Here is a 25,001-nt window from a genome sequence, read left to right on the forward strand (position 1 = left end):
GGTGGAAAAAAGCCGTTCTCAGGGCGTAGGCGCTGGAGTGACCGACCTCGCGGGCGACCGACTCGACCGTGGAGTCGTTGCGTTCGAGGAGATCGGCGGCCATGCACAAGCGCCATCTCGTCAGGTACGACATCGGGGGCTCGCCCAGCAGGTCCGTGAAACGACGGGCCAGGGGGTGCGGGAGACGTTCGCCTCACGCGCCGGCAGCTCGATGGTCCACGGTTGCTGCGGGCATCGTGGAGGGCCGTCGGCGCGGCCCCACCACCGGGGTCCGAGCTCGCCCGGCCGTTGTGGCGGGGGTCTCAGGTCAGGAAGCCCACGCCCGCGATCGTGCCGACGGCCAGCGCGACGGTCCACAGGGCGTTGCTGACCACGGTCCACAGCATCACCGAGTTGCGCGGTGCGCCCAGCAGGACCGCGAACAGTACTGCGAAGTACATGCCCGACAGGAACGGGCCCTGCAGGGCCAGACCGGGCACACCGAAGCGTTCGAACGCCTTGCGCCCGCGCTGTCCGGTGGCCCCGGACCCGATCGGCCGTCCGCGGCGGCGCTCCCACCACGCCAGGAGCCTGGCCGATCCGGTGATGGCAGCGAAGGACACGGCGGTGTTGCTCAGGAAGGCTGTGATTCCGACCGTGACCGGGCTCAGCCCCAGCGCGATGGCCGGCGGTACCGCCAAGAGCTCGACCCACGGGACTGCGGCGCCCAGCAGGACGAGAAGGTGCGCGATGAAGTCGTTCAAGGGTGCTCCGTGTCGGGGGTCGACGGCTCGGGGACCGGGGGAGTGGGACCCGGCGCCCACCGGGTCCTGTCCGTCGGCCTCTGCTGCCTCGCGGCGGTGACCGTGCCTTCAGGCCCTCGTCCCTCGGCTGTGCGAGCGGTCACGGTGCTGCCGAACGCGGTCTCCACCACGATGAGCACGTCCATGGACTCGCTTCCTCCGGGGAGCGGGCGGGGGTCGCCCGCTCTGTCAAGGACGACAGAAATACTGGGTGTGCCTGCCAAAAATTATGGGAGCGGCCCCCACAGAATGGGACCTTGCCGCTCGGGCGATAGGCGCTTCACGCCAGGGCCAGCACCCGGCTCGGCGCCCCAGAAGCGTCCTCACCCGGCATCACCCCGACCACCAGTGTCGCCCCACGCGCGGGCAGGCGCTCCAGCCCGGTCAGGCACTCCAGCCCCCACCGGTCGCCCCGCCCGATCACCTCGTGGGCGCGGAACTCCGTGGACACCCCCGGGTCGGTGCTCAACGTGTCCACCCCGAACCCGGCCACCCCGCGCCGCTCCAGCAGGAACGCACACGCCTCGGCGCTCAGCCCGGGAAAGTGCCACGAACCGTCCTCGGCCACACCCCGTACCGCGCTGTCGCCGTGTGCCCACCGGGTGTCCCACCCTGACAGCATCAGCACCGCCGCGCCCTCCGGGACCGGGCCGTGCAACCGCTCGTGATCGAGTACGTCCTCGACCGTGAGCACCGTGTCGGGGTCGCGAGAGGCCCGCTCGCGCACGTCCACGACCACCGCCGGGGCCACGAGCTCCTCGGGCGCGATGTCGGGCACCAGCCGCCCGCCCCCGACCACGTGGCCCGGCGCGTCCAGGTGGGTGCCGGTGTGCTCCAGGAAGCTCCACCGATTGAGGTGGAACCCGATCTCCCCCTCGGGCAGCGGCGGTTCCACCGTCTCGCGTGCGGGCTTCTCCTCGTCGAACGTGGCCATCGACGGCGACAGCACATGGCTCAGGTCCACGACCCGTCCGGGCCGTGACGGCCACGCGCTCCCACTCGATGCCGGACGCCGGCTCTCGTCGGGTGCCGCGCCGCCGGTCCGCGCGCGCACGGTCTCACCGGTTCCGTTCAGGCACATGGTCGCTCCTCCTTCTCGTTCCTCGGGTACTTCTGCCCCGCGCAGTGCACCACACCCGTGCCGGTGCGGACACACCGCCGCTCGGCCGTCCACGAGTCGGGGGAGACTACCGGGGTACGGGGTACGCCGACGGGTTCTGCCGGACGACGCCCCGGCCATGCAGTGGTGGCTCAGCACCCGGTTCCGCAGCGACGGGTCCGTCTGCGGGGTGTCCGAGGCCCCGCCCGGAGCGGACCCTTATGGGGACCGCACACGGGACGCACTAGCCTCGGAACGAGGAAAGGGGATGGTATGCGGGTTGTGGTCATCGGTGCCGGGGTCGGCGGTCTGGCGCTCGCCGCCGGTCTGGTCGAGCGCGGTGTCCAGGTCGAGGTGCACGAGCGGGCCGATCGGTTGAGCGGTGGGGGAGGGGTCGGGCTGTACCCGAACGGCGTGGCGGCCCTCAACGAGCTCGGCGTGAAGGTGGACGACCTGGGTCGGCCCATCGACGTCCTGGAGACCAGGGACACCAAGGGCCGGGTCACCCTCGGCATCGACGTCGCGCTCATCGGCGAACACCTCGGATTCACCGCACGCACCGTGACGCGGCGTGCCCTGCTCGACCGGCTCTCCCATCACCTGCCCGACGGCGTGCTCCACTTCGGTCGCGAGTGCACTGGCGTTCGCCTGCACGCCGACGGCACCGCCAGCGCCGTCTTCTCCGACGGGACCCGCAGTACCGGCGACGTCGTCGTGGGCGCCGACGGGGCCGGTTCGGTGGTGCGCACCCATCTGCTGGGGGAGGAACCGCCGTCCATGGGGCGGTGGGCGAGCTGGCAGGGCCTGACCACCCTCGACTCCCCGCGTGCGGCCGGGCGCGTGTGCTCCCAGACCCAGGGGCGCCAGGGAACCTGCGGCATCATGCCGGCCGGGCACGGGCTCGTGCAGTGGTGGTTCGACGTGCGCTGGCGCCGCGGGCTGCCGGTGACGGACGACCCCGTGCCGGTGCTGCGCGAGCTGTTCTCCTCCTGGACCGACCCGGACGTGCGCAGCGTCCTGGACCAGGCCGAGAGTTCGGACATGACCTTCGCCCCGCACCTGAACACCCGGGTGCAGGGCGCCTGGGGACAGGACAACACGACGCTGCTGGGCGATGCGGCCCACACCTTCCCGCCGGCCACCGCACAGGGCGCCAATCAGGCGCTGGAGGACGCGTGGGCGCTGGTGACCGCGCTCAGTGACAGCGGGGCCCGGGCGGATGCCGCCTGGGCGCTGCGCAGGTACGAGGAGGTGCGCCACCGCCCGGCCGCGGTCGCCTCCGTCACCTCCTCGCTCAACGGGATGCAGCGCATCCGGCTGCCGCGGGTGCCCGTCCGAGGGCTGCGTGAGTTGCCCGCCAACGCCGCCACCCGCTGGTTCGGCGGATATCTGTCGGCGGTGAGCAACGTGCTGACGGGACAGCGGCCCTGAGCGGTCGGCAGGGCCGTCTCCGAGAGGATGCCGGGTCTGAGCGTTCAGTGTCCGGCGCTGGTGCCGCGCACCACCAGCCGCGTGGGCAGTACACGCTCGGGTTCGGCCACCCGCCCGTTGTCCAGTGCCTCGACGACCAGGTCCCCGCCGGTGCGCCCCTGTTCGTGCACCGGCTGGGCCACGGTCGACAGGTCCAGCAGTTCGGCCAGCTGGTGGTCGTCGAAGCCGATGACCGACATCCCGCGCCCGACCTCGATGTTGGAACGCCGCAACGTGCGCAGCGCCCCGATCGCGACCTCGTCGGACTCGGCGAAGACCGCGGTGGGCGGGGTCGCGGCCGAGAGCAGTTCCGCCATCGCCTGCGCCCCTCCTTCCAGGCCCCAGGGCGCCGAGACCACGTACGCCTCGGGTACCTCCAGGCCCCGTTCGGCCATGGCGTCGCAGAACCCGGCGTAGCGTTCGTGGGAGACCGCGCCGTGTGTGCCCAGCAGAGTGGTCGAACGCAGGATCGCGATGCGCTCGTGTCCGAGGTTGGTCAGGTGCCGGGTGGCGCCCGCGGCCCCGGCGTGGTCGTCCACGTCGGTGAAGGGGCGGCCGGAGGGGCGGGTGCTGACCCCGACCACGGGCAGGTCGGCCGCGGCGAGCAGGCCCTCCTCGTCCGGCGTGAGCGTCGTGCCCACGACCGCGAGCGCGTCCACACGGTGTCGGAAAGCCCGGCGGTCGAAGAACTCCGCGCGTTCCTCACGTCCCTGGAGCCGGTAGAGCACCAGGTCCAGACCGTGTTCGTGCAGGCGTTCCTGGAGCCCGGCCACCGCCGTGGAGTGGAACCAGCCGTCGATACGGGGCACCAGCACGCCCACCGCGCCGGTGCGCCCGCCGGCCAGCCGTGAGGCCGAGGCCGAGACGCTGTAGCTGAGTTCGTCGGCCACGCGCAGGATCTGTTCGCGCTGGGCGCGGGAGACGCCGGGGCGGCCGCGCAGGGCCCGGGAGACCGTGGAGACCGCCACACCGGCGGCGTCGGCGACGTCGGCCATGGGGGCCGGGCCGCCGGGAGGTGGGTGCTCGTTCACGCCCTCACGGTAGCAGTTGCGCAAGCGCTTGCCCAGATTTCCCCATATGGTCACATCATTTCTCGCGTGTTACCGTCCTCTTCACAGAGTTTCACCCTGGTCAGAGCGGTGCCCCCGCCGAGTTCTCCCGGGCTCCAAGACGCAAACGTTTGCGAAACGAGGTGAGCGGCGTGAGATCCCCAAGCGCCGACGGACCCCCGCGCAGAGGCCTGCAGAAGGCGGCCCTCGCGCTCGCGGTCACCACCGTCCTGGCCGGCTGCGCCACGGACCACGCCGACCCCGTCGCCGGCCAGAGCACCGATGTGCCCGACGAGCCCGTCACCATCACCTGGCAGGCCGCGCCGTTCGGCAACCGCGGCGACGACGCCCGCGTGTGGCTCGTGGAGGAGTTCGAACGCCTCCACCCCACGATCGAGGTCGAGGTCGTCAGCGCCCCCACCAACGTCGACACCAACCGGGCCGGCCTGTCCACGCAGATCATGGGCGGTTCCTCCACGCCCGACATCTACAACGGCGACGTCGCCTGGTCGGCGCAGATGGCCGATGCCGGTCTCGCCCTGCCCGTCGACGAGTACCTGCCCGACGACTACTTCGACGGGTTCGACCCCGCCGTGGTCGAGGCCGCCTCCTACGAGGGCCGCACCTACGGCGTCCCCCTCACCCTCGACCAGTCCTTCCTCTACTACCGCGCCGACCTGCTCGAGGAGCACGGGCTCGAGCCGCCCACCACGTGGGAAGAGGTGGCGGAGCAGTCGCGCCTGCTCATCGACGAGGGGGAGGTCGACCACGGGCTCGCCTACCAGGGGGCCGCCTACGAGGGCCTGACCGCCGTGACCAACGAGTTCGTGTCCGCGGCCGGCGGCGGGATCCTCGACGACGATCTCGAGTCACCCGTGATCGACGAAGCACCCGCCCATGAGGCCGTCGAGTTCATGCACGGCCTGGACGAGGAGGGCCTGACACCCGCCGGGGTGTCCACCTTCGAGGAGCCCGAGTCACTGCAGTCCTTCACCAACGGCCGGAGTGCGTTCCTGCGCAACTGGGCCTACGCCCACGCCACCGCCGAGGACCCCGAGATGTCCGAGATCGCCGGGGACGTCGGCGTCACGGCGATGCCCGCGTTCGAAGGGCAGGACACCCGCGCCTCCAGCGTCGGCGGCTGGAACGTCTACCTGAACCCGCACACTCAGAACCTCGGCGCCTCCCTGGCCTTCCTCACCTGGATCACCAGCCCCGAGATCCAGTCCGAGACGGCCGAACGCTCCTCCACGGTGCCCACCCTGGACTCGGTCCGCGAATCCGAGGAGATCCGCGCGCTCTCACCGGTCATCGACGCCGCCCCCGACAACGACCTCGTCTCCCGCCCCACCTCCACACCCCACTACACGCAGGTCTCCCAGGCCGTGTTCAGCAACGTCAACGCCGTGCTCTCCGGGACCGAGGAGACCGGGGACGCACTCGGCGAGGCCCGCGGCGCCGTGCAGTCGGCGCTCGACGGAAGGAGCCTGTGAGGTGACCGCCCACACCCAGGACCCGGCCCCCGCCCGGGCCACCGGGACCGAGCGTGTCCGCACGGCCCGGTCGCCGCGCACCGGCCGTGCCCAGCGGGCCGCCACCCGCACCGCCTGGGTCTATCTGACCCCCACCCTGGTCGTCGTCGGGGCCGTCACCGTCTTCCCGGTGCTGTTCTCCCTGGCGATGAGCTTCTCGCACGTCAACCTGTCCTACTCGGGCTTCGAGCTCGAAGGGCCCACCCTCGACAACTACGTCGCCCTGTTCACCAGTGCACGCTGGTACAGCGCTCTGGCGTTCACGCTCTTCTACACCGTCGTGACCGTCGCCGTGGAGCTGGCGCTGGGCACCCTCGTCGCACTCGTGCTCGAACGCCTCACCGCGGGCCGCGGCTGGCTCATGGCCCTGCTCCTGGTGCCCTGGGCGATGATCACGGTGGTCTCCGCCCAGTTGTGGGCGTTCATGCTCAACTCCTCGTACGGGGTCGTCTCCTGGTTCTTCGACCTGGTCGGCCTCGAGGTCGTCATCCTCGGCGAGCCCGCACCCGCCGTCGCCGCGGTGATGATCGCCGACATCTGGAAGACCACCCCGTTCGTGGCGATCATCGTCCTTGCCGGGCTGGTCACCATCCCCCGAGAGCAGTACGAGGCCGCGAGCATCGACGGGGCCGGCGCTTGGCACAGCTTCTGGAGGATCACCCTCCCGCAGTTGACCTCCACGCTGGCCATCGCCGTCCTGTTCCGCACCCTGCAGTCCTTCGGCGTCTTCGACCTGCCCTTCGTCATGACCGGTGGCGGGCCCGGAACGGCCACCGAACCCCTGGCACTGCTCGGCTGGCGGGTGATGTTCCAGAGCCTGAACCTCGGCGCGGGAGCCGCCGTCGCCGTGACCACCGGAGGGATCGTCCTGGTCATTTGTCTGCTGGCGCTCAAGCTCTTCCGCGCCCAGGTCGGGGAGGTACGCCGATGACTGCCACGGCCGTGAAACAGTCCCGCCGCCGGGGGCGGCGCCGTGTGTTCAACACGGTCAACGTCAGTGCCGTCGCCATCGCTCTGATCACCGCGGCGCCCATCTACTGGCTTCTCGTCAACTCGATCACGCCCACGGGCGAGATGGGTACCTTGCCGCCCACGTTCTGGCCCGCCGACCCCACTCTCACCCACTACGAGGAGGCTTTCGGGCAGCACGCGTTCGGCCGCTACCTCTTCAACAGCCTGCTCGTGGCCTGCCTGGCCACGACCACGGTGCTGGGGCTGTCGCTGTTCGCCGGTTACGCGCTCGCGCGCATGCCCGTGCGCGGCAAGGGCCCGATCATGGTGTTCCTGCTGATGATCTCGGTGTTCCCGACCATCGCCGTGGTGACGCCGCTGTACATGATCGAGCGCTCCCTCGGGCTTCTGAACACGCACATCGGGCTGATCCTGCCGTACGTGGCCTTCAATCTGCCGTTCGCGGTGTGGATCATGCGCAACTACCTCAAGGACCTGCCCTACGAACTGGAGGAGTCCGCGCAGATCGACGGTGCCTCGACCACGCGCACCGTATGGTCGGTCATCCTGCCCACGGTCCGCCCAGGGCTCTTCGCGGTCGGTGTCTTCACCTTCACCGCCTGCCTCACCGAGTTCCTCATGGCGATGACCTTCAGCAGCGAGGACGAAATGCGCACCGTGCCCGTCGGTATCGCGCTCTTCGGGTCGGAGTTCGAGGTCCCCTTCGGCACCATCTTTGCCGCCTCGGTCGCCACCGTGCTGCCGATCGCGGTCCTGGCCCTGGTCTTCCGCCGGGCCGTCGTCGCGGGCATGACGGCCGGCGCCGTCAAGGGCTGAGGTCTGCCCGCCGTTGTCCACACAGGAAAGGATCCCTCCCGTGCCCGACCGCGACTGGTGGCGCGACGCCGTGGTCTACCAGATCTACGTGCGCAGTTTCCACGACTCCGACGGTGACGGGGTCGGTGACCTGCCCGGGATCACCGCACGCCTGGACCACCTCGAGGGCCTCGGGGTCGACGCCCTGTGGCTGACCCCCTTCTTCCCCTCCCCGCTGGCCGACGGGGGGTACGACGTACGCGACTACCGCGGCGTCGATCCCGTGTACGGGGACATGGACGACTTCCGCACCCTGGTGGGGGCCGCCCACGCACGCGGGATCCGCATCATCATCGACATCGTGCCCAACCACTGCTCCGACCAGCACCCGTGGTTCCAGGAGGCTTTGGCCGCCGCGCCCGGATCGCCCGAACGCGACCGGTTCGTCTTCCGCGACGGGGCAGGCCCCGACGGGGCGCAACCGCCCTCGGACTGGCAGTCCAAGTTCGGCGGCCCGGCCTGGGAACAGGTGCCCGACGGCCAGTGGTACATGCACATCTTCGCCCGCGAGCAGCCCGACCTGAACTGGCACAACGAGGAGGTGCGCGCCGACTTCCTGCGCACACTGCGGTTCTGGTGCGACGCCGGCGTGGACGGGTTCCGGGTCGACGTGGCCCACGGGATGTTCAAGGACCTCGAGGAACCCCTGCGCCCCACCCTCGGCAACGACGCGGCCCCGCTCATGTCGCCCCCGGCCGGCGACGACCACCCCTTCTGGGACCGCGACGAGGTGCACGAGGTCCACCGGGAGTGGCGCAAGCTCCTGGAGTCCTACGACCCGCCCCGGATGGCCGTGGCCGAAGCCGGGGTGAGCCTGGACCGTCTGCCCCTCTACGTGCGCGACGACGAACTCCACCAGGCGTTCAACTTCTTCTACCTGCGTTGCCCCTGGGACGCCCGCGAGCTGCGCACCACCATCGACCGGTCGCTGGCCGGGCTGGAGGGGATGCAGGCCGCGCCGAGCTGGGTGCTGTCCAACCACGACCAGATCCGGCACCGCACCCGGTACGGGCTGCCCCCGGACGTGGACCAGAACGCCTGGCTGCACTCGGCAGGCACGCAGCCCCCCGTGGACGACGCACTCGGCCTGCGCCGCGCCCGCGCCGCGGTGATGCTGACCATGGCGCTTCCCGGGGCGGCCTACGTCTACCAGGGGGAGGAACTGGGGCTGCCCGAGGTCGCCGACCTGCCCGAGTCCGCCCTGGACGACCCCATGTACCACCGCAGCTCCGGCGAGTTGAAGGGCCGCGACGGCTGCCGGGTGCCCCTTCCCTGGGAGGCCGGCCGGCCCGGGTACGGTTTCGGGTCGCCCGAGCCCTGGTTGCCCCAGCCCGCTCTGTGGGGTGAGCTGGCCGCCTCCGAACAGACCGGTGAGGGGTCGGTGCTCACGCTCTACCGGAACGCCATCGCCCTGCGCCGCGAACGCTGGGTGGGCGCCGGGGACCTGGAGTGGTACGGCGATCCGGAGCACCCGGACCTGCTGCGGCTCACCCGTGGAACCCTGATGTGCGCGGTCAACCTCGGAACGCGGGCCCTACCGCTGCCCGAGGGCGAGCTGCTGCTGCACAGCGACCCCGAGCACACCGGGGAGTTGGGTCCCGACCGGGCCGTGTGGGTGGACACCGCTCCGCGCTGAGCCGGCCGGGCCCGCCCCGCGCAGGCAGGGACCCTGCGCCCGCTGTCGGGGCGCCCGGTGTGTTCCGCCCCTCCCGTGCAGCGGGTACCTCGGGTACCAGCCGGTCGGTATGCTGGCACGGTTGGCACGCGAGGACCCGCGACGAGGCGGGGACACGAGGTGAGGCAAGAATGGCACAGGCGCGCGAGGACGACGGCAACGGCACCGAGACGGGACCGGTGCCCGAACGGCTCCTGAGGGCCGCGACCCGGTTGTTCGCCGAGCGCGGTTACGAGGGCACCTCCGTGCAGGCGATCGTGGCGGCCGCCGGCGTGACCAAGGGAGCCATGTACCACTACTTCGGTTCCAAGGACGACCTGCTCTACGAGGTCTACGCGCGTGTGCTGCGAATGCAGACCGACCACCTCCTGGAGATCGCCGGCCGCCCCGAACCCGTCACCGACCGGGTGCACGCCGCGGCGGCCGACGTCATCGTCACGAGTGTCGACAACCTCGACGACACCGTCATCTTCTTCCGGTCGATGCACCAGCTCGGCGAGGAGAAGCAGCGCACGGTGCGGGCCGAGCGCCGCAAGTACCACGAGCACTTCCGGTCCATGATCGAACAGGGGCAGGCCGAGGGGACCTTCCGCACCGACGTCTCCGCCGATCTCGTCGTGGACTTCTACTTCGGGTCGGTGCACCACCTGAGCACCTGGTACCGCGAGGGCGGTCCGCTGACCGGCGCGGACGTGGGGCGCCACTTCGCCGATCTGCTGATCTCGTCGCTGACGCCCACCCGCTGACCCGCAGGACGCGGGGACCGGCCGCAGGTGGCAGGATGGGCGGGCTGTACCCGGCTGCGACGCAGCGCAGACCACCCAGGGGATCCTCGTGAAGGCGTTTCTCGCATCCAGCGGCGTACGACCGTCGCTGCACACCTACTTCATCACCGCCATGTCCTCGATGGCGCTGGGCCTGTTCGCCTCGCTGATCATCGGGCTCATCCTGCAGACCGCCGGTGAGCAGACCGGGGTCGGAGTGCTGGTCGAGGTCGGCGAACTGGCGATGGCGATGATGGGTCCGGCGATCGGTGTGGCCGTCGCCCATTCTCTGGGTGCGCCGCCCCTCGTGTTGTTCTCGTCGGTGGCCACCGGTGCGGCCGGTGCTGAACTGGGTGGGCCGGCCGGGGCGTTCCTGGCGGCGCTGGTGGCGGCCGAGGCCGGGAAACTGATGTCGGGCCGGACCAGGGTCGACATCGTGCTCACCCCGCTGACCACGGTGGGAGTCGGCTTCGCGGTGTCCTGGGTGGCGGGACCGGTCATCGACGCGGGGTTGCGCCGCTTCGGCGCGCTCGTCAACTGGGCCACCGAGCAACAGCCTCTGATCATGAGCGTGCTCGTGGCGGTGCTCATGGGCCTGGCGCTGACCCTGCCGGTCTCGTCGGCGGCCATCGCGGTCATGCTCGACCTGAGCGGCCTGGCCGCGGGTGCGGCGGCCGTGGGTTGCGCCGCGCAGATGGTCGGCTTCGCCGTTGCCGGTTACCGCGACAACGGGTGGGGCGGCCTCGTCTCCCAGGGGCTGGGGACGTCGATGCTGCAGATCCCCAACGTCTTCCGCAACCCCCGGATCCTGATCCCTCCGACGCTGGCCGGCGCGGTCACCGCCCCGATCGCGACGGCCGGGTTCGCGCTGCAGAACAACGCCGCGGGTGCGGGGATGGGCACCTCCGGGCTGGTGGGCCCGATCATGACGCTGAACACGATGGGCGACTCGTCCTACGTGCTCGGCCTGATCGTGGTGTTCTTCTTCGTGCTTCCCGCGCTTCTGGCCTGGGTGTTCGCCACCCTGCTGCGGCGTATCGGGTGGATCGCCGACGGGGACCAGACCATCACCTCCGGCTGACCCGTACGGCCGTGCTCAGCAGTCGACGACGGCGAACGCACGGACCGTGAAAGTGCCCATCCCGCGGATCTTCGGCGGCACCGCGGAGAACCGCGCCGAACGGCCCACCAGCTGCTCGAGCCCGGTCAGGTGCTCCACGATCGGGATCTCTGCGGCCAGCAGCGCTGAGTGCGCGGGCCGCGTCCCGCCCGAGGTGTCGTCGATGTTGACCGAGTCGATGCCGACCAGCGCCGCACCGCGTTCGGCCAGGAGCTCGGCGGTCTCCCCGGTGACGAAGGGGTGCTCGGACGCGCCGTAGCCCTCGGTGCCCCAGTGGCGGTCCCACCCGGTCGCGAACAGCACGGCCGCGCCCTCGACCTCGACACCGTCCAGGGTCTCGGGGCCGATCGCCCGGTCCCGTGTCGCCACGACCGCCGCCGGGAGGTCGGTCACGGCGTGCAGGGGCAACACCGCCAGGTCGTGGCCGTCGGGGTAGCGGTGCGCGGGTGTGTCCAGGTAGGTGCCGGTGTTGGCGACCATCGAGATGCGGCCGATGTGGAACTCGGTCCCGGCGTCGTAGTGTTCCCGGGAGGTGTCCCGGCTGAGGTGGTCGGAGATCTCGGGCCCGGGCAGCCCCGGATACGTGGTCATCCCGTGCTCGATCTCGTGGCTGAGGTCGATCAAGGTCCGGGGCATCGGCGTCTCCTCCGGTCGGTTCCGAGCGGAACCTTACCGACAGTGCTCCGGCCGTGCCTCACCGGCCTTCCGACGCGCTCGACCCGGCATCGGCGGTGGCCCGAACGCCGAGCCCGCCCCGGGCGGCCGGGGCGGGCTCGGGAGAGCAGGGCCGGCGGTTACTGGTACTTGCGCAGCTCGGCCCGGCCGAGGGAGCGAAGGTGCACCTCGTCGGGGCCGTCGGCCAGGCGCAGCGTGCGCACGCTCGCCTGCCACCGGGCCAGCGGGAAGTCCTGGCTCACACCTGCGGCGCCGTGCGCCTGCACCGCCTTGTCCAGGATCCACTCCACCGTGCGCGGCGTCGCGATCTTGATCGCCTGGATCTCGGAGTGCGCACCCTTGTTGCCCACTGTGTCCATCAGGTAGGCGGTCTTGAGCACCAGCAGCCGCAGCTGCTCGATGGCCACCCGCGCCTCGGCGATCCACTGGCGAACCACACCTTGGTCGGCCAGTGGGCGTCCGAACGCGGTCCGGTCCAGGACACGGCGGCACGTCAGCTCCAGCGCCCGCTCGGCCATCCCGATCGCCCGCATGCAGTGATGGATCCGGCCCGGGCCCAGGCGGGCCTGCGCGATGGCGAACCCCTCGCCCTCGCCGCCGATCAGGTTCTCCGCAGGCACCCGCACATTGTCGAAGACCACCTCGGCGTGCCCGCCGTGGTCGCTGTCGTCGTAGCCGTACACGTGCATTCCCCGCTCGACCCTCAGCCCCGGGGTGTCGCGCGGCACCAGCACCATGGACTGCTGCTTGTGGCGCTGGGCGTCCGGATCGGTCTTGCCCATCACGATGAAGATCTCGCACGCCGGGTTGAGCGCACCGGTGATGTAGAACTTGCGGCCGTTGATGACGTACTCGTCGCCCTCACGCACGATGCTCGTGGTGATGTTCGTGGCGTCGGAGGAGGCCACCTCGGGCTCGGTCATCGCGAACGCGGAACGGATCCGTGCGTCCAGCAGTGGTTCCAGCCAGCGCTTCTTCTGCTCCTCGGTGCCGAACATCGTCAGCACCTCCATGTTCCCGGTGTCGGGTGCGGCGCAGTTGAGCGCGTTCGGCCCCAGCCCCGGGCTCCGGCCGGTGATCTCGGCCAGAGGCGCGTAGCTCAGGTTGGACAGCCCTCCGTGCTCGGGGTGGCCGGCCAGGAACAGGTTCCACAGGCCTCGCCGGCGCGCCTCGGTCTGCAGCTCGGCCACCACCGGCGGGACGGACCAGGGGTCCTCGCGCTCGGCCATCTGCCGGGCGAAGACCTCCTCGGCCGGGTGGACGTGCTCGTCCATGAAGGCCAGGAGCTTGGTACGCAGTTCCTCGGTCGCGGGGTCGTGTGCGAAATCCATCAGTCCTCCTGCAGTGTGGCGTGGGCGCGCTCGACCAGGATCGGGACCACCTCGCCGATGGTGTCGAAGCCGGCCCCCACGGTCAGACCCTGGCTGTGCCGGTAGTGGATGCCCTCCGCGATGACCGCGAGCTTGAAGCAGCCGAAGGCCACGTACCAGTTCAGGCGGGACACGTCGCGCCCGGTCGCGGCCGCGTAGGTCTTGACCAGCTCCGATGCGCTGGGGAAACCCTCCGCGGAGGTTGCGGGGGAGAGGCCGCCGGTGACCGAGTGCTCCTTGTAGACCAGCATCAGACCCAGGTCCACCAAGGGGTCGCCGAGGGTGGCCATCTCCCAGTCCAGGACCGCTGTCAGGCGGCCGTCGCCGGTGACGAGCACGTTGTCGAGCCGGTAGTCGCCGTGCACGATCGCGGGCGCGCCCTGCTCGGGCAGCGTCTGCGCCAGACGCTCCTGCAGTTCGTCGATCCCGGGGATGTCGCGGCTGCGCGAGGCGTCCAGCTGCTTGCGCCAGCGCCGCACCTGGCGCTCCAGGAACCCGGCGGGTCGGCCGAAGTCGCCCAGGCCCACCGATTCGGGGTCGACCGCGTGCAGGCTCCCCAGTGTGGTGATGAGTTCGCGCCCGATCTCGCGGGTGCCCTCCACCCCGAAGGGCGCGATCTCCTCCCGGGTGCGCAGCGGGACACCGTCGGCGTGCTCCATGACGTAGAAGGGGGCGCCGAGCACCTCGGTGTCCTCGCACAACAGGTAGGTGCGGGGAACCGGCACGTCCGTCTCGCGCAGGCCGGTCATCACCCGGTACTCGCGGGACATGTCGTGCGCTGTGGCCAGCACGTGCCCCAGGGGAGGACGGCGCACCACCCAGCGGCCGGAACCGTCGGTGACGGTGTAGGTGAGATTGGACTTGCCGCCGGTGATCACCTCGCCGCTGAGCGGGCCCGAGATCATCCCGGGGGCCTCGTGGTCCAGGTACGCGCGCAACCGGTCCAGGTCCAGTCCGGGCAGTTCCTCTGTCATCGTCGTCTCGGGCACCCCGCGGGGCGGCCCGCTCCTTTCTGGACTGTGTCGTTCTGGGCGCGGGGTCAGTCGGTCGCGCCGTCGACCTTGGCCTGCAGGCGGCGCATGCCTTTCAGCCAGCGGTCGGTGTCTGTGGCCCGGGCCGCGTAGAAGTCGGCGACCTTCGGGTGGGGCAGGATCAGGAACCGCTCGTCGGCCATCGCCTCCATGACGGCGTCGGCGACCTCCTCGGGGGTGATGGCGTCCGCGCTCAGGAGCGCCTGGCCCACGTCACCGCTGTCCTCCAGCAGGGAGGTGCGCACTCCCAGGGGGCACACGCACTGCACGGCCACCCCGCGGTCGCCGTAGGTGGCCGAGAGCCATTCGCCGAACGACAGGGCCGCGTGCTTGGTGACCGAGTAGGGGGCGCTGCCCAGCATGGTGAGCAAGCCCGCCGCGGAGACCGTGCTGATGAAGTGGCCGCGGCCGCGCTCGACCCACCCCGGAACCAGGGCGCGGGCCGCCCGCACGTGGGCCATGACGTTGACCTGCCAGGCGAAGTCCCAGTCGGAGTCTGGCGCCTGGGGGCCGCCGGCCACCCCGGCGCCGGCGTTGGCGACGTACAGGTCGATGCCGTCCAGGTGGGCCCCGGCCTCGGCCACGAGCGCTGTCACGCCGTCCTCGGAGGCGGCGTCGCCGGGCACGGCCAGGCCGCCGATCTCGGTGGCCACGGACTCGGCGGCCGCGGCGTCCAGGTCGTTGACGACCACGTCCGCGCCTGCGGCGGACAGCTTTCGGGCCAGCGCCGCGCCGATGCCGTTGCCCGCTCCGGTCACGACCGCCCCGGTTCCGGTCAGGTCCATGTCACAGCCCCCCGGTGAGGGTCGACCCGCCGTCGACGACGAGGGTGCGGCCGGTGACCCAGGCGGCATCGTCGGAGAGCAGGAAGGCCACGGCGCCGGAGACGTCCTCGGGCACACCCAGGCGCTTCATGGGGTACTGGGCCGAGACCTCGCCCTCGCGGCCCTCGTAGAGCGCCTCGGCGAAGCGGGTCTTGACCACCGCGGGGGCGACGCCGTTGACGCGGATCCCCGGGGCCAGCTCCACGGCGAGCTCCTCGGTGATGTGCTTGACCATGGCCTTGGTGGAGCCGTAGAAGCCGATGCCGGGAGCGGGCTTGAGGCCGGCGACGGAGGAGACGTTGACGACCGAACCGCCGTGCTCGCCCATCCAGGCCTTGTACGACTTCTGCACCCAGGAGATGGCCGAGAGGGCGTTGACGTCGACCATCTTGCGGGCGGCGTCGAGGTCGAGCTCGATCATGGGCCCGAAGACCGGGTTGATGCCGGTGTTGTTGACGAACATGTCGAGGCTGCCGAAGGCCTCGATGGTCGCGGAGATCGCCTCGTCCTGGTGCTGCGGGTCGTCGGCCTTGCCCGGAACGGCGATGGCGTGCTCGGGCCCGCCGAGGGCCTCGACCGCTTCCTCGAGCGGCTCGGGTCTGCGCGCGGTGATGCACACGCGGGCACCCTCGTCCACGAGCCGCTGGGCGATGGCCAGGCCGATGCCTCGGCTGGCCCCGGGGATGACGGNCCCGGTGATGACGGCCGTCCGTCCGGCGAACCGGGAAGTCATGGAACTCTCCTTAGACCGACTGGTCGGTATGCCAGGGCGACTCTATGTCCGCCGGGGTGCGCGCCGCAAGGGGTGGGGGCCCGGCGGCGGCGCCACAATGGGGCGGGCGGGGCGCCCGGCCCCGCCTGGACGAGACGAGTGGGGGCCACGCATGGCGACCGAGGTCGTGAACCGCCCGGACGAGCGCCGGTACGAGATCATCAGCGACGGAGAGGTCGCCGGGTACTCCGAGTACATCCTCACCAACGACCTCATGACCTTCACCCACACCGAGATCGACACCGCTTTCGAGGGGAAGGGTTTGGGTGGAACTCTCGTCCGCGGAGCTCTCGACGACGTACGCGGGCGCGGCCTGTCGGTTCTGCCGCTGTGCCCGTTCGTCAAGGGCTGGATCGAACGCCACCCGGACTACGTCGACCTGGTCTACCGCTCACCGGAGGAGTGAATCGGCCCCGGCGGGAGTGAACGATGGTGGCGGGTGACTGCTGACGTGGGGCGGCCCTTCGGGGTGTTCCCCTCCCGAGGGGCGGCGGTCGGGGCAAGAGCAGAGGTCGCTCTGCCGGTCGGGCGCCCGCGGGGCCCGTTCCGTTTCCGGGTTCCGTGCGGCACGTCATGGCGGGCGAGGTCTTGCGCCCTCGTGCCTAACGTTGTTAGGTGTAGGGCCCACACCATGACGGGAGGACACACGTGGACGCCGAACTCACCGTGGAGACCCCCAGCGGCCGCTTGCGGGGCACCCCCTCGCCCCACGCGCGCACCGGCACGGTCGTCGTCCACCGGGGCATCCCCTACGCGCAGGCCCCCTTCGGCGAACGTCGCTTCGCCGCCCCTGCGCCTCCGGTCCCCGTCGACGGAGTCCGGGACTGCACGGCCCCTGGGCCCCCTGCGCCCCAGGGCGAGCTGCTCATCGGCGCGGCCGGCTGGACCCCCGAGACCCCGCGCGAGTGCCTGGTCCTCAACGTGTGGAGCAGCGTCCGAGCCGGCGAGAACGCCCCCGTCCTGGTGTGGATCCACGGCGGTGCCTACCTGGTCGGCTCGGCCTCCGAACCCACCTACGACGGCACCCGGTTGGCCGAGACCGGGCTCGTGGTGGTCGGCATCAACTACCGGGTCGGCTTCGAGGGCTTCGCCCACGTGCCCGGCCGCCCCGACAACCGCGGCCTGCTCGACCAGATCGCCGCCCTGCGCTGGGTGCACGAGAACATCGCCTCCTTCGGCGGAGACCCCGGCAACGTCACCGTCGCGGGGGAGTCGGCCGGCGCCGGATCGGTGGCGGCCCTCATGGCCATGCCCGACGCACGCGGCCTCTTCCACCGAGCCATCGCCCACAGCCCGCCCGGGGACATGGTGCTCACCGACACCGCGCGCCTGGTCTCCGAACGCTTCGCCGAGGTCCTCGGTGTGCCCCTGGAGGCCGAGGCGCTGGCCGCCCTGCCCCCGGAGAAGATCGTCGCCGCCACCGACGAGGTACTCACCCGTACCGACAGCCAGGGGCGGCGCAGCCGTTCCCTGACCTGCTTCGCGCCCGTGATCGGCGGACCGGAACTGCCCGAGGCGCCCCTGGACGTCATCGCCCGCGGCGACGTCTCCGGGATCGACCTGCTCACCGGCCACAACGTCCACGAGTACCGGCTCTTCAGCGAGCTCGCCCAGGACGTCCGAGTGGCCGACGAGGAGGCTCTCCTGCGCAAGTGCGACCGCATCGGCCTCGGCGCCGGCGAGGTGGCCGCCTACCGGGAGGCCCGCCCCGACCTGTCCCTGCGCGACCTGTACGTGTCCATCATGGGCGACGCCTTGTTCGGCGAGTTCACGCTGCGCCTGGCCGAGACCCACGCTGCTGCCGGGGGACGCGCCCACGTGTTCCGCCTGGCCCTGGAGAGCCCGGCTCTGGGCGGACGCCTGGGCGCCTGCCATGCTCTGGACCTGCCCCTGGCGTTCGGCACCCTCGAATCGGACCTCGGGGCCTTCCTGTTCGACGGCGCCCCCACCGGCGCCCACCGCTCCCTGTCGCGGCGCATCATGGGCGCCTGGCACGACTTCGCGGCCGGTGGTGACGCAGGGTGGTCGCCGGTCAGCGCCGGGGCCACCCCGGTCAAGGTCTGGGGCGAGGTCGACGAACTCTACGCACAAGATCCCTCGCCGGTACGGCACATCTGGCGCGGACTGCCCATGGGCCCGAAATAGGGGAGCGGGCCGGCACCCCCCCCGCCTTCGAGGAACCCGCAGAGCCACGCTCCGCAGGAGTGGGTAACATCCGGTCACGTAACAGCTGTGTTCGGGGTGTGCTGGGGGTGCCGTGGTGGAGGACGTGTCCGAGGCGTTGCTCGAGGTGCGTGAGGACGTCGCCCGATTCCTCATGTCGTACAAGTTCGCCATCGACACGCTCATGACGAAGGTGAACATCCTCAGCGAGGAATTCCGCTACACCCACGACCACAACCCGATCGAGCACGCCGACTCCCGGCTCAAGTCGCCCTCGAGCATCCTGGAGAAGGCCCGCCGGCGAGGGGTCCCGCTCGACCTGGACAGCATCTCCGAGCACATCCTCGACATCGCCGGGATCCGGATCTCCTGCAGCTTCCTCTCCGACACCTACGCGATCCGCGACCTGCTTTCGGGGCACGAGGACATCAGGGTCACGGAGGAGAAGGACTACATCAGCTCTCCGAAGTCCAACGGCTACCGGAGCCTGCACCTGCTGGTGAGCACCCCGGTGCGCATGTCGGACCGCACCGTGGAGGTGCCGGTCGAGTTCCAGATCCGCACCATCGCCATGGACTTCTGGGCCAGCCTGGAGCACAAGATCTACTACAAGTACGACCAGGCCGTGCCCCAGGAACTCCTCGACGAGCTGCGCACGGCTGCCGAGACCGCCCACAGGCTGGACGAGACCATGGAACGCCTGCACGGCGAGGTGCGCGAGCTCGGCGACCGGGAACAGGCGCCGCTTCCTGGGCCGGAGGACCTGCGCAAGCTCCCGCTGGCCGACGAGCTGCTCAGCGCCCTGGCCGAACGGGTCAACGCCCGGCGCACCGACTGATCGGGCCGTCGGGCCGGAACCCCGCCGCCCGGCGCGGACTCCGGGAGCGGCCGACCGCCCCGGGGCGGTTTGCGGCAACAGAACGGGCGGGCACCTCCGCAGAGGCACCCGCCCGCCGGTGCGCGTGCGTGGGGCAACGCGACCCCGCAGACGGCCCTAGGAGCTCAGGCCCGCCCGCCGCAGCGCCTCGGCCATGGCCCCCTGAGGGGCCTGCTCCTGCTTCTGGCCGTGGTTCTTGCCGCCCCGGCCGCCCCGGCCGCCGCGGCCCCGCTTGCGGTCGCCGCCCTGGTCTCCGCGTCCACCGCGTCCGCCCGGCTGCTCGCTGCGCCCGCTGCTCCGACCGCCGTCCGAGGACGCCTCGTCGTCCAGACGCATGGTCAGGGAGATGCGCTTGCGGGGAATGTCCACGTCCTGCACCTTGACCTTGACGATGTCGCCCGGCTTGACGACCTCGCGCGGATCCTCCACGAACTTGTTCGACATCGCGGACACGTGCACCAGGCCGTCCTGGTGCACACCCACGTCCACGAACGCGCCGAACGCGGCCACGTTGGTGACCACACCCTCCAGGAGCATGCCCTGCTCCAGGTCGTCGAGCTTCTCCACACCCTCCTTGAAGGCGGCGGTGGCGAACGCCGGACGTGGGTCGCGCCCGGGCTTGTCCAGCTCCGAGAAGATGTCGTTGACCGTCGGCAGCCCGAACGTGTCGTCGACGAAGTCCTGCGGACGCAGCTGCTTCAGCGCCTTCTCGTCGCCGATCAACGAGGGCAGGTCCGTGCCGACCGAGTCGAGGATGCGCCGCACCACCGGGTAGGCCTCGGGGTGCACCGCAGAGGCGTCCAGCGGGTCGTCCCCGTCAGGGATGCGCAGGAAGCCCGCGCACTGCTCGAACGCCTTCGGGCCCAGGCGGGAGACCTTCTTCAGCTCACCCCGGCTGCGGAAGGGGCCGTTGTCGTCCCGGTGAGCGACGATGTTGCGCGCCAGCGTCGAGGTCACACCCGACACCCGGGTCAGCAGCGGCACCGAGGCGGTGTTGACGTCGACGCCGACGCCGTTCACGCAGTCCTCCACGACCGCGTCCAGCGACCGCGACAACTTCGTCTCGGCCAGGTCGTGCTGGTACTGGCCCACGCCGATCGACTTGGGGTCGATCTTGACCAGCTCGGCCAGCGGGTCCTGCAGGCGCCGGGCGATGGAGGCCGCACCGCGCAGGGACACGTCCAGGTCCGGAAGCTCCTCGGAGGCGTACGCGGAGGCCGAGTACACCGACGCCCCGGCCTCGGAGACCACGGCCTTGGTCAGCTTCAACTCCGGGTGGCGCTCGAGCAGGTCCCCGGCGAGTTTGTCGGTCTCGCGCGAGGCGGTTCCGTTGCCGATCGCGACCAGTTCCACGCCGTGGGCGGCACACAGCTTCGCCAACCGGTCGATGGAACCGTCCCAGTCGCGGCGCGGCGCGTGCGGGAACACGGTGTCGGTTGCCACGACCTTGCCGGTCGCGTCGGTGACGGCCACCTTCACACCCGTGCGCAGGCCCGGGTCCAGGCCCAGGGTGGCGCGGCTCCCGGCGGGGGCGGCCAGCAACAGGTCGCGCAGGTTGGCCGCGAAGACGCCCACACCGTCGTCCTCGGCGTGCTGCCACAGGCGCATGCGCACGTCGATGTCCAGGCGCACCAGGATCCGGGTGCGCCAGGCCCAGCGCACGGTGTCCTGCAGCCACTTGTCGGCGGGGCGGCCCCGGTCGACGACCTCGAAGTGGTGGGCGATCGCGTTCTCGTACGAGGTGCGCGCGGTCGCCGACTCCTCGCCCTCGGTGGGCTCCTCCGGCCGGAGATCGAGGGTGAGGACCTCCTCCTTCTCCCCCCGGTACAGGGCCAGGACCCGGTGGGAGGGCAGGTCGGTCAGGGCCTCGGAGAAGTCGAAGTAGTCGGAGTACTTGGCTCCGGCCTCCTCCTTGCCCTCGCGGACCGTCGAACCCAGGCGTCCCCGCTCCCAGAGGCGCTCGCGCAGCAGCCCGGTCAGGTCGGCGTCCTCGGCCATGCGCTCCACGAGGATCGCGCGGGCGCCGTCGAGGGCGGCCTTGGTGTCGGCCACGTTCTGCTCGGCGTCGACATACCCTGCGGCGGTCTCCTGCGGATCCAGGCCCGGGTCGCCCATGAGTGCGTCGGCCAGCGGTTCCAGGCCGGCCTCGCGGGCGATCTGGGCCTTGGTGCGGCGCTTGGGCTTGTAGGGGAGGTAGATGTCCTCCAGGCGGGCCTTGGTGTCGGCCGCGCGGATGCGGGACTCCAGGTCGTCGTCCAGCTTGCCCTGGGAGCGGATCGACTCCAGGATCGCGCTCCGGCGTTCGTCCAGTTCCCGCAGGTAGCGGAGCCGCTCCTCCAGGGCGCGCAGCTGCGCGTCGTCGAGCCCGCCGGTCGCCTCCTTGCGGTAACGGGCGATGAAGGGGACGGTCGAACCGCCGTCGAGGAGCCCGACGGCGGCCTCGACCTGGTGCGCGCCGACGCCGAGTTCCTCGGCGATGCGCTGGTCGATCGTGGGTGTCACAGGGGTCGTCACTGGTCGTAAGTCCACTCTCTGGCTGATCCGTGCGGGGACATTCTCTTGCCGCGGCGAACAGTTGTCACCCCGGCCCCGCCCCGTGTCCAGGGTCCCCCACCCACGGCGGTGCTCGCACCACGTGCGGCGCAGCGCGGCTGTCGGACAGCCGGGGTGGGGGAGAGGGAGGCCGGGCAGAAAAGAGGCGCGCGTACCGGTGTGTTCCGGTGCGCGCGCCGTTCGTCGGTCGCGGTCGTGCCGGCGCCCTGCCCGGCATTGGCCGGGTGCGGGGCTCGGCTGTGGTCGCTCAGAGGTGGCTGCGGCGTTCCTCGCGCATGGCGAGGTAACCCACGACGGCGATGATGGCGAGAGTTCCGAACAGGGCTACCGCTGCGAGGAGCAGGTCGGTCACGAGTGGATCCATGTAGGAGGGGTACCCGTCAGCCCCCGCAGGTCAACGGGGTCGGGTGATCGATCAGCGGGGCGGGGGAAGGCGGAGCCGGCGTGATCGGCGGCCTGGCTCACGTCTCGTTGAGGTCGGGGGCGTAGTAGGGGTCTATGGGGCGCGGGCCACGGTAGCCCTGGCACATGCACTGGCGGTATGTGGTTTCGTTCGACCCGGTCCAGTGTCCGGGGATCACGACCTGGCTCTGGCACTTGGACGACTCGCGGTCGTGGAAGACCAGGTGGTGGCCGCACCCGCACAGGGGCTGCACGGACCGCGGCCCGCCCTCGGCGATGCGCGCGCGCTCGCGGCCGCGCTCGTGCTCCTGGGCGGCACGCAGTTGGTGCCGGGTGGAGAGCCGTCCGACGGCCACTCCGCCCGCAGCGATGAGCGCGCCGATGACCAGGCTCAGCGGGTCCATGGTGGGGCCGTCCCTTCCTGCGGGGCTGTCGCTCGGCGGGTGCGCGGTCGCGTCCATTGTCACCCAAGGGGGCCCGGATGGGGAGGAGGTCCTTCGCCGTTCGCGGTACGGGTCCACGGCCGCAGTCGGCCATAAGACAGAGAAATCTTTGCAGAGATATATTTGCAAAGGAGTATTTGGAGTAGCGTGAGGCTCCTGCCCCCACGGTGAGGAGCTGTCATGGCCACCCGTGCACCGAAGCGCCCCGGACGCGGAGCCCCGCTCGGACCCGCATTCGGCGGGCTCTGGGGCGCCGGCGCCGCCACCAACCTCGGCGACGGCATGCTCGCCACGGCGCTGCCCCTGATCGCCGCCGCCCTGACCCAGGACCCCTTGGCCGTCGCCGGACTGACCGTCGCCCGCTTCCTGCCCTGGCTCCTGGTCGCCCCGTTCTCCGGGGTGCTCCTGGACCGGGTCGACCGCCTGCGCGCCATGGTCGTGTCCAACGCGGTCGCCGCCGCCATTGTCGCCCTGCTCGCACTGGCGGTCCTGACCGGGAACCACACCGTCTGGCTGCTGTACGCGGCCCTGTTCGTGGTCATCTGCTGCGAGACCGTCACCGACCCCGCCACCCGGATCACCGTCACGCGTGTCGTGGTCCGGCCCGACCTGGACCGCGCGAACGGGCGTGCGGAGGGGGCGCGCACCGTGATGCAGGACTTCGTGGGGCCGCCCGTGTCCGGGATGCTCTTCGCCGTGGCGGCCGTTCTGCCGGTCGCCGGTGTCGTGCTCTCCTACGCCCTCAGCGCCCTGCTCGCCGTTCTCGTGCTCGCCCTGCTGCGCCGGCGCCCCGAGCTCTGCCGCGAGCCCGTCACCGAACGCAACGGGCCGGAGACCGGGGTGTGGGTCTCCCTGCGCGAGGGCCTCGGCCACATCCGCCACGACCGGCTGCTTCCTGCGCTCATGCTGGTCAACGCCTCGTGCATGATCGGCATCCAGTGCGCCACAGCCGTCAAGGTGCTCTACGTGCAGAACGTGCTGGGTGTGCCGGACGCGCTCTACGGCGTCTTCCTCGCCTCCCTGGCCGTGGGCGGGCTCGCGGGGGCCGTGGTGAGCGCCCGGCTCGTGCGGGTGTTCGGACGCCGCACGGTGATGTTCGGCGGGTACCTGGGCTTCTCCGCGGGGCTGATGCTGATGGGCGCGGTCCCGTCGGTGTGGACCGCGGTACCGGCCCTGGCGTTGACCGGGCTGGCCATGACGGCCTCCAACATCGCCGCCTCCCCGTTCATGCAGATCGTGGTGCCCGAACATTTGCGCGGGCGCGTCTCTGCCGCGTTCCGCACCATCGCCTGGGGGCTGGCGCCGATCGGCGCGCTGCTGGGAGGGTTGCTCGGCCGCATCGACCTGGCGCTGCCCTACCTGGCCGGGCCGCTGATCACGATCACTGTGGTCTGGCTCCTGCGCCACCGGATCTCGGAGGCCGCACGGGCCATGGACATCGAGGCCGACCGGGCCCGATGACGCAGGAGCCGCAGCCCCGGCCACGCGCGGGGGAGCGGCCCCGCCCGTACTACGGTGGCCCCATGGCAGAGAGCGTCCCGCCCCCCTCCGAGCGTCCCGACAACCACCTGGACGTGGACGCCACCGCCCTGCGCGGACTGGCGCATCCCCTGCGCGGACGCCTCCTGGACCAGCTCCAGCTGAGGGGGCCGGCCACCGCGACCATCCTTGGCAAGCGCCTGGGGGAGAGCAGCGGATCCACCAGCTACCACCTCCGCCAGCTCGCCAAGCACGGTTTCATCGAACCCGCCGAGGGGCGTGGTGGTGGGCGCGAACGCTGGTGGCAGGCCCGGCGCGGGGGATGGTCCGTGCAGGGGCAGGCTTTCCGGCAGGACCCCTCCACCCGCCACGCGGCCGACGCCGTGCTCGAGTACCACTACGACGCCCGTGAACAGCGGTTCAAGTCCTGGCAGGAGCTGGCCGCATCCGACCCGCACGACCCGGACGTACAGCGGTGGCGCAGGGCCTCCGGCGACTCCAACTTCCCGATGCCCCTGACCCCGGAGGAGGCAGAGGCGCTCTACCAGGACCTGCTGGACTTCATGTGGCGGTGGCAGCGCGAGAACGTGCCCGAGGGCCGCGTCGCCGACGACGTTCCGGGCGCAGAGACCGTGGAGGTCCAGATCAACCTGTTCCCCGTGCTCGCGCGCCTGCTCGCCTCCGAGACGGAGGCGGCCCCGGCTGCCGATGGGGAGTCCTCCGAATCCGGCGCCGACGTGGCCCCCGACGCTGACGGAGAGCCCGACGCGAAGTAGGGGCACCGAGAACCCGACGACGGGGGAGGCCGACCCCGGAAAGTGGTTCGGGGGTTGACGTTGAGCGTGTGATCGGGGCCCTGGGTGATGGAAACGGGGTTTCTTGGTTGCCTCGGGGCGGCTGAGGTGGGGTGGTTGGGTCGGGTTCGTTGGTGTTGCTTCGGGGGCGGTGGTTCGTCGGGGTCGGGAACGATAGCCCGGCCGGCCCTGTACGCAACCCACATCGGCGCCGCCCCCACACCCCGGCCCGGACAGGGATAGTGGAGTTCGGCCCGGGCGTCTCGGGGTGTGCGCTCCGGGCCTGTTCGCCGGGCTCAC

22 protein-coding genes and 1 pseudogene are annotated in these 25,001 nt (G+C 71.2%); 12 read left to right on the plus strand and 11 right to left on the minus strand.

Features of this window, described 5'->3' with window-relative positions; translation table 11 throughout:
* From D474_RS33390 to D474_RS0115710, 3 genes and pseudogenes are all read right to left on the minus strand, one after another.
* Nucleotides 1–133: pseudogene (locus D474_RS33390) on the minus strand (AraC family transcriptional regulator); the annotation flags it as partial.
* 169 nt (nt 134–302) lie between these two features.
* A complete protein-coding gene (locus tag D474_RS0115700; protein WP_017614499.1) occupies nt 303–743 on the minus strand; it encodes a small multi-drug export protein in 441 nt (146 codons plus the stop codon).
* Between the two features lie 319 nt (nt 744–1,062).
* A complete protein-coding gene (locus D474_RS0115710) occupies nt 1,063–1,863 on the minus strand; it encodes a cyclase family protein (RefSeq protein WP_017614501.1) in 801 nt (266 codons plus the stop codon).
* A 291-nt stretch (nt 1,864–2,154) separates the two neighbouring features.
* Here D474_RS0115710 and D474_RS0115715 point away from each other — a divergent pair, with 291 nt between their 5' ends.
* Nucleotides 2,155–3,312, plus strand: coding sequence for an FAD-dependent oxidoreductase (locus D474_RS0115715; RefSeq protein ID WP_017614502.1), 1,158 nt, complete (start codon nt 2,155–2,157; stop codon nt 3,310–3,312).
* A gap of 44 nt (nt 3,313–3,356) precedes the next feature.
* On the opposite strand, the gene D474_RS0115720 is transcribed toward D474_RS0115715, so the two are convergent.
* The gene (locus D474_RS0115720) at nt 3,357–4,382 is read right to left on the minus strand and encodes a LacI family DNA-binding transcriptional regulator (protein ID WP_204367121.1); all 1,026 of its coding nucleotides are present in this window, start codon (nt 4,380–4,382) and stop codon (nt 3,357–3,359) included.
* A gap of 170 nt (nt 4,383–4,552) precedes the next feature.
* On the opposite strand from D474_RS0115720, the gene D474_RS0115725 reads away from it, so the two are divergent.
* The 6 genes from D474_RS0115725 to D474_RS0115750 all read left to right on the plus strand — a co-directional run bounded on the left by D474_RS0115725 (nt 4,553) and on the right by D474_RS0115750 (nt 11,279).
* Complete coding sequence (locus D474_RS0115725; RefSeq protein WP_017614504.1) at nt 4,553–5,893, plus strand: ABC transporter substrate-binding protein; 1,341 nt, start codon at nt 4,553–4,555, stop codon at nt 5,891–5,893.
* Between the two features lies 1 nt (nt 5,894).
* Complete coding sequence (locus tag D474_RS0115730) at nt 5,895–6,863, plus strand: carbohydrate ABC transporter permease (protein ID WP_017614505.1); 969 nt, start codon at nt 5,895–5,897, stop codon at nt 6,861–6,863.
* Nucleotides 6,860–7,720 (plus strand): carbohydrate ABC transporter permease, encoded by an 861-nt coding sequence (locus D474_RS0115735; protein ID WP_017614506.1) that lies wholly within the window; start codon nt 6,860–6,862, stop codon nt 7,718–7,720. Before D474_RS0115730 ends, D474_RS0115735 begins: the two co-directional genes overlap by 4 nt.
* Nucleotides 7,721–7,760: 40 nt before the next feature.
* The gene (locus D474_RS0115740) at nt 7,761–9,395 is read left to right on the plus strand and encodes a glycoside hydrolase family 13 protein (protein ID WP_017614507.1); all 1,635 of its coding nucleotides are present in this window, start codon (nt 7,761–7,763) and stop codon (nt 9,393–9,395) included.
* Nucleotides 9,396–9,565: 170 nt separating this feature from the next.
* Complete coding sequence (locus tag D474_RS0115745; protein ID WP_017614508.1) at nt 9,566–10,180, plus strand: TetR/AcrR family transcriptional regulator; 615 nt, start codon at nt 9,566–9,568, stop codon at nt 10,178–10,180.
* 88 nt (nt 10,181–10,268) lie between these two features.
* Entirely contained in the window at nt 10,269–11,279 is a 1,011-nt protein-coding gene (locus tag D474_RS0115750; protein ID WP_017614509.1) for a PTS transporter subunit IIC, read from the plus strand.
* 15 nt (nt 11,280–11,294) lie between these two features.
* On the opposite strand, the gene D474_RS0115755 is transcribed toward D474_RS0115750, so the two are convergent.
* From D474_RS0115755 to D474_RS0115775, 5 genes are all read right to left on the minus strand, one after another.
* Entirely contained in the window at nt 11,295–11,954 is a 660-nt protein-coding gene (locus tag D474_RS0115755; RefSeq protein ID WP_017614510.1) for a cyclase family protein, read from the minus strand.
* A 158-nt stretch (nt 11,955–12,112) separates the two neighbouring features.
* Entirely contained in the window at nt 12,113–13,324 is a 1,212-nt protein-coding gene (locus tag D474_RS0115760; protein ID WP_017614511.1) for an acyl-CoA dehydrogenase family protein, read from the minus strand.
* A complete protein-coding gene (locus D474_RS0115765; RefSeq protein ID WP_017614512.1) occupies nt 13,324–14,337 on the minus strand; it encodes a phosphotransferase family protein in 1,014 nt (337 codons plus the stop codon). Before D474_RS0115765 ends, D474_RS0115760 begins: the two co-directional genes overlap by 1 nt.
* A gap of 65 nt (nt 14,338–14,402) precedes the next feature.
* Nucleotides 14,403–15,179, minus strand: a complete 777-nt coding sequence (locus tag D474_RS0115770; RefSeq protein ID WP_017614513.1) for an SDR family oxidoreductase — start codon at nt 15,177–15,179, stop codon at nt 14,403–14,405.
* A 1-nt stretch (nt 15,180) separates the two neighbouring features.
* The gene (locus D474_RS0115775) at nt 15,181–15,951 is read right to left on the minus strand and encodes an SDR family oxidoreductase (protein ID WP_017614514.1); all 771 of its coding nucleotides are present in this window, start codon (nt 15,949–15,951) and stop codon (nt 15,181–15,183) included.
* Between the two features lie 151 nt (nt 15,952–16,102).
* Between D474_RS0115775 and D474_RS0115780 the strand changes: the two genes are divergently transcribed.
* The 3 genes from D474_RS0115780 to D474_RS0115790 all read left to right on the plus strand — a co-directional run bounded on the left by D474_RS0115780 (nt 16,103) and on the right by D474_RS0115790 (nt 18,991).
* A complete protein-coding gene (locus D474_RS0115780; protein ID WP_017614515.1) occupies nt 16,103–16,396 on the plus strand; it encodes a GNAT family N-acetyltransferase in 294 nt (97 codons plus the stop codon).
* A 242-nt stretch (nt 16,397–16,638) separates the two neighbouring features.
* Nucleotides 16,639–18,135, plus strand: coding sequence for a carboxylesterase/lipase family protein (locus D474_RS0115785; protein WP_017614516.1), 1,497 nt, complete (start codon nt 16,639–16,641; stop codon nt 18,133–18,135).
* Nucleotides 18,136–18,307: 172 nt separating this feature from the next.
* Nucleotides 18,308–18,991, plus strand: a complete 684-nt coding sequence (locus tag D474_RS0115790) for a GTP pyrophosphokinase (protein ID WP_083931847.1) — start codon at nt 18,308–18,310, stop codon at nt 18,989–18,991.
* 156 nt (nt 18,992–19,147) lie between these two features.
* On the opposite strand, the gene D474_RS0115795 is transcribed toward D474_RS0115790, so the two are convergent.
* Nucleotides 19,148–21,532 (minus strand): Tex family protein, encoded by a 2,385-nt coding sequence (locus D474_RS0115795; protein ID WP_017614518.1) that lies wholly within the window; start codon nt 21,530–21,532, stop codon nt 19,148–19,150.
* 512 nt (nt 21,533–22,044) lie between these two features.
* A complete protein-coding gene (locus D474_RS0115805; RefSeq protein ID WP_017614520.1) occupies nt 22,045–22,389 on the minus strand; it encodes a hypothetical protein in 345 nt (114 codons plus the stop codon).
* 219 nt (nt 22,390–22,608) lie between these two features.
* On the opposite strand from D474_RS0115805, the gene D474_RS0115810 reads away from it, so the two are divergent.
* A complete protein-coding gene (locus tag D474_RS0115810) occupies nt 22,609–23,889 on the plus strand; it encodes an MFS transporter (protein WP_017614521.1) in 1,281 nt (426 codons plus the stop codon).
* Nucleotides 23,890–23,951: 62 nt separating this feature from the next.
* Nucleotides 23,952–24,683 carry a winged helix-turn-helix domain-containing protein gene (locus D474_RS0115815; RefSeq protein WP_017614522.1) on the plus strand — a complete coding sequence of 244 codons (732 nt, stop codon included), beginning with the start codon at nt 23,952–23,954 and terminating at the stop codon, nt 24,681–24,683.
* Nucleotides 24,684–25,001 lie beyond the last annotated feature (318 nt).

Source organism: Nocardiopsis salina YIM 90010 (assembly GCF_000341025.1).
GTDB classification, from domain to species: domain Bacteria; phylum Actinomycetota; class Actinomycetes; order Streptosporangiales; family Streptosporangiaceae; genus Nocardiopsis; species Nocardiopsis salina.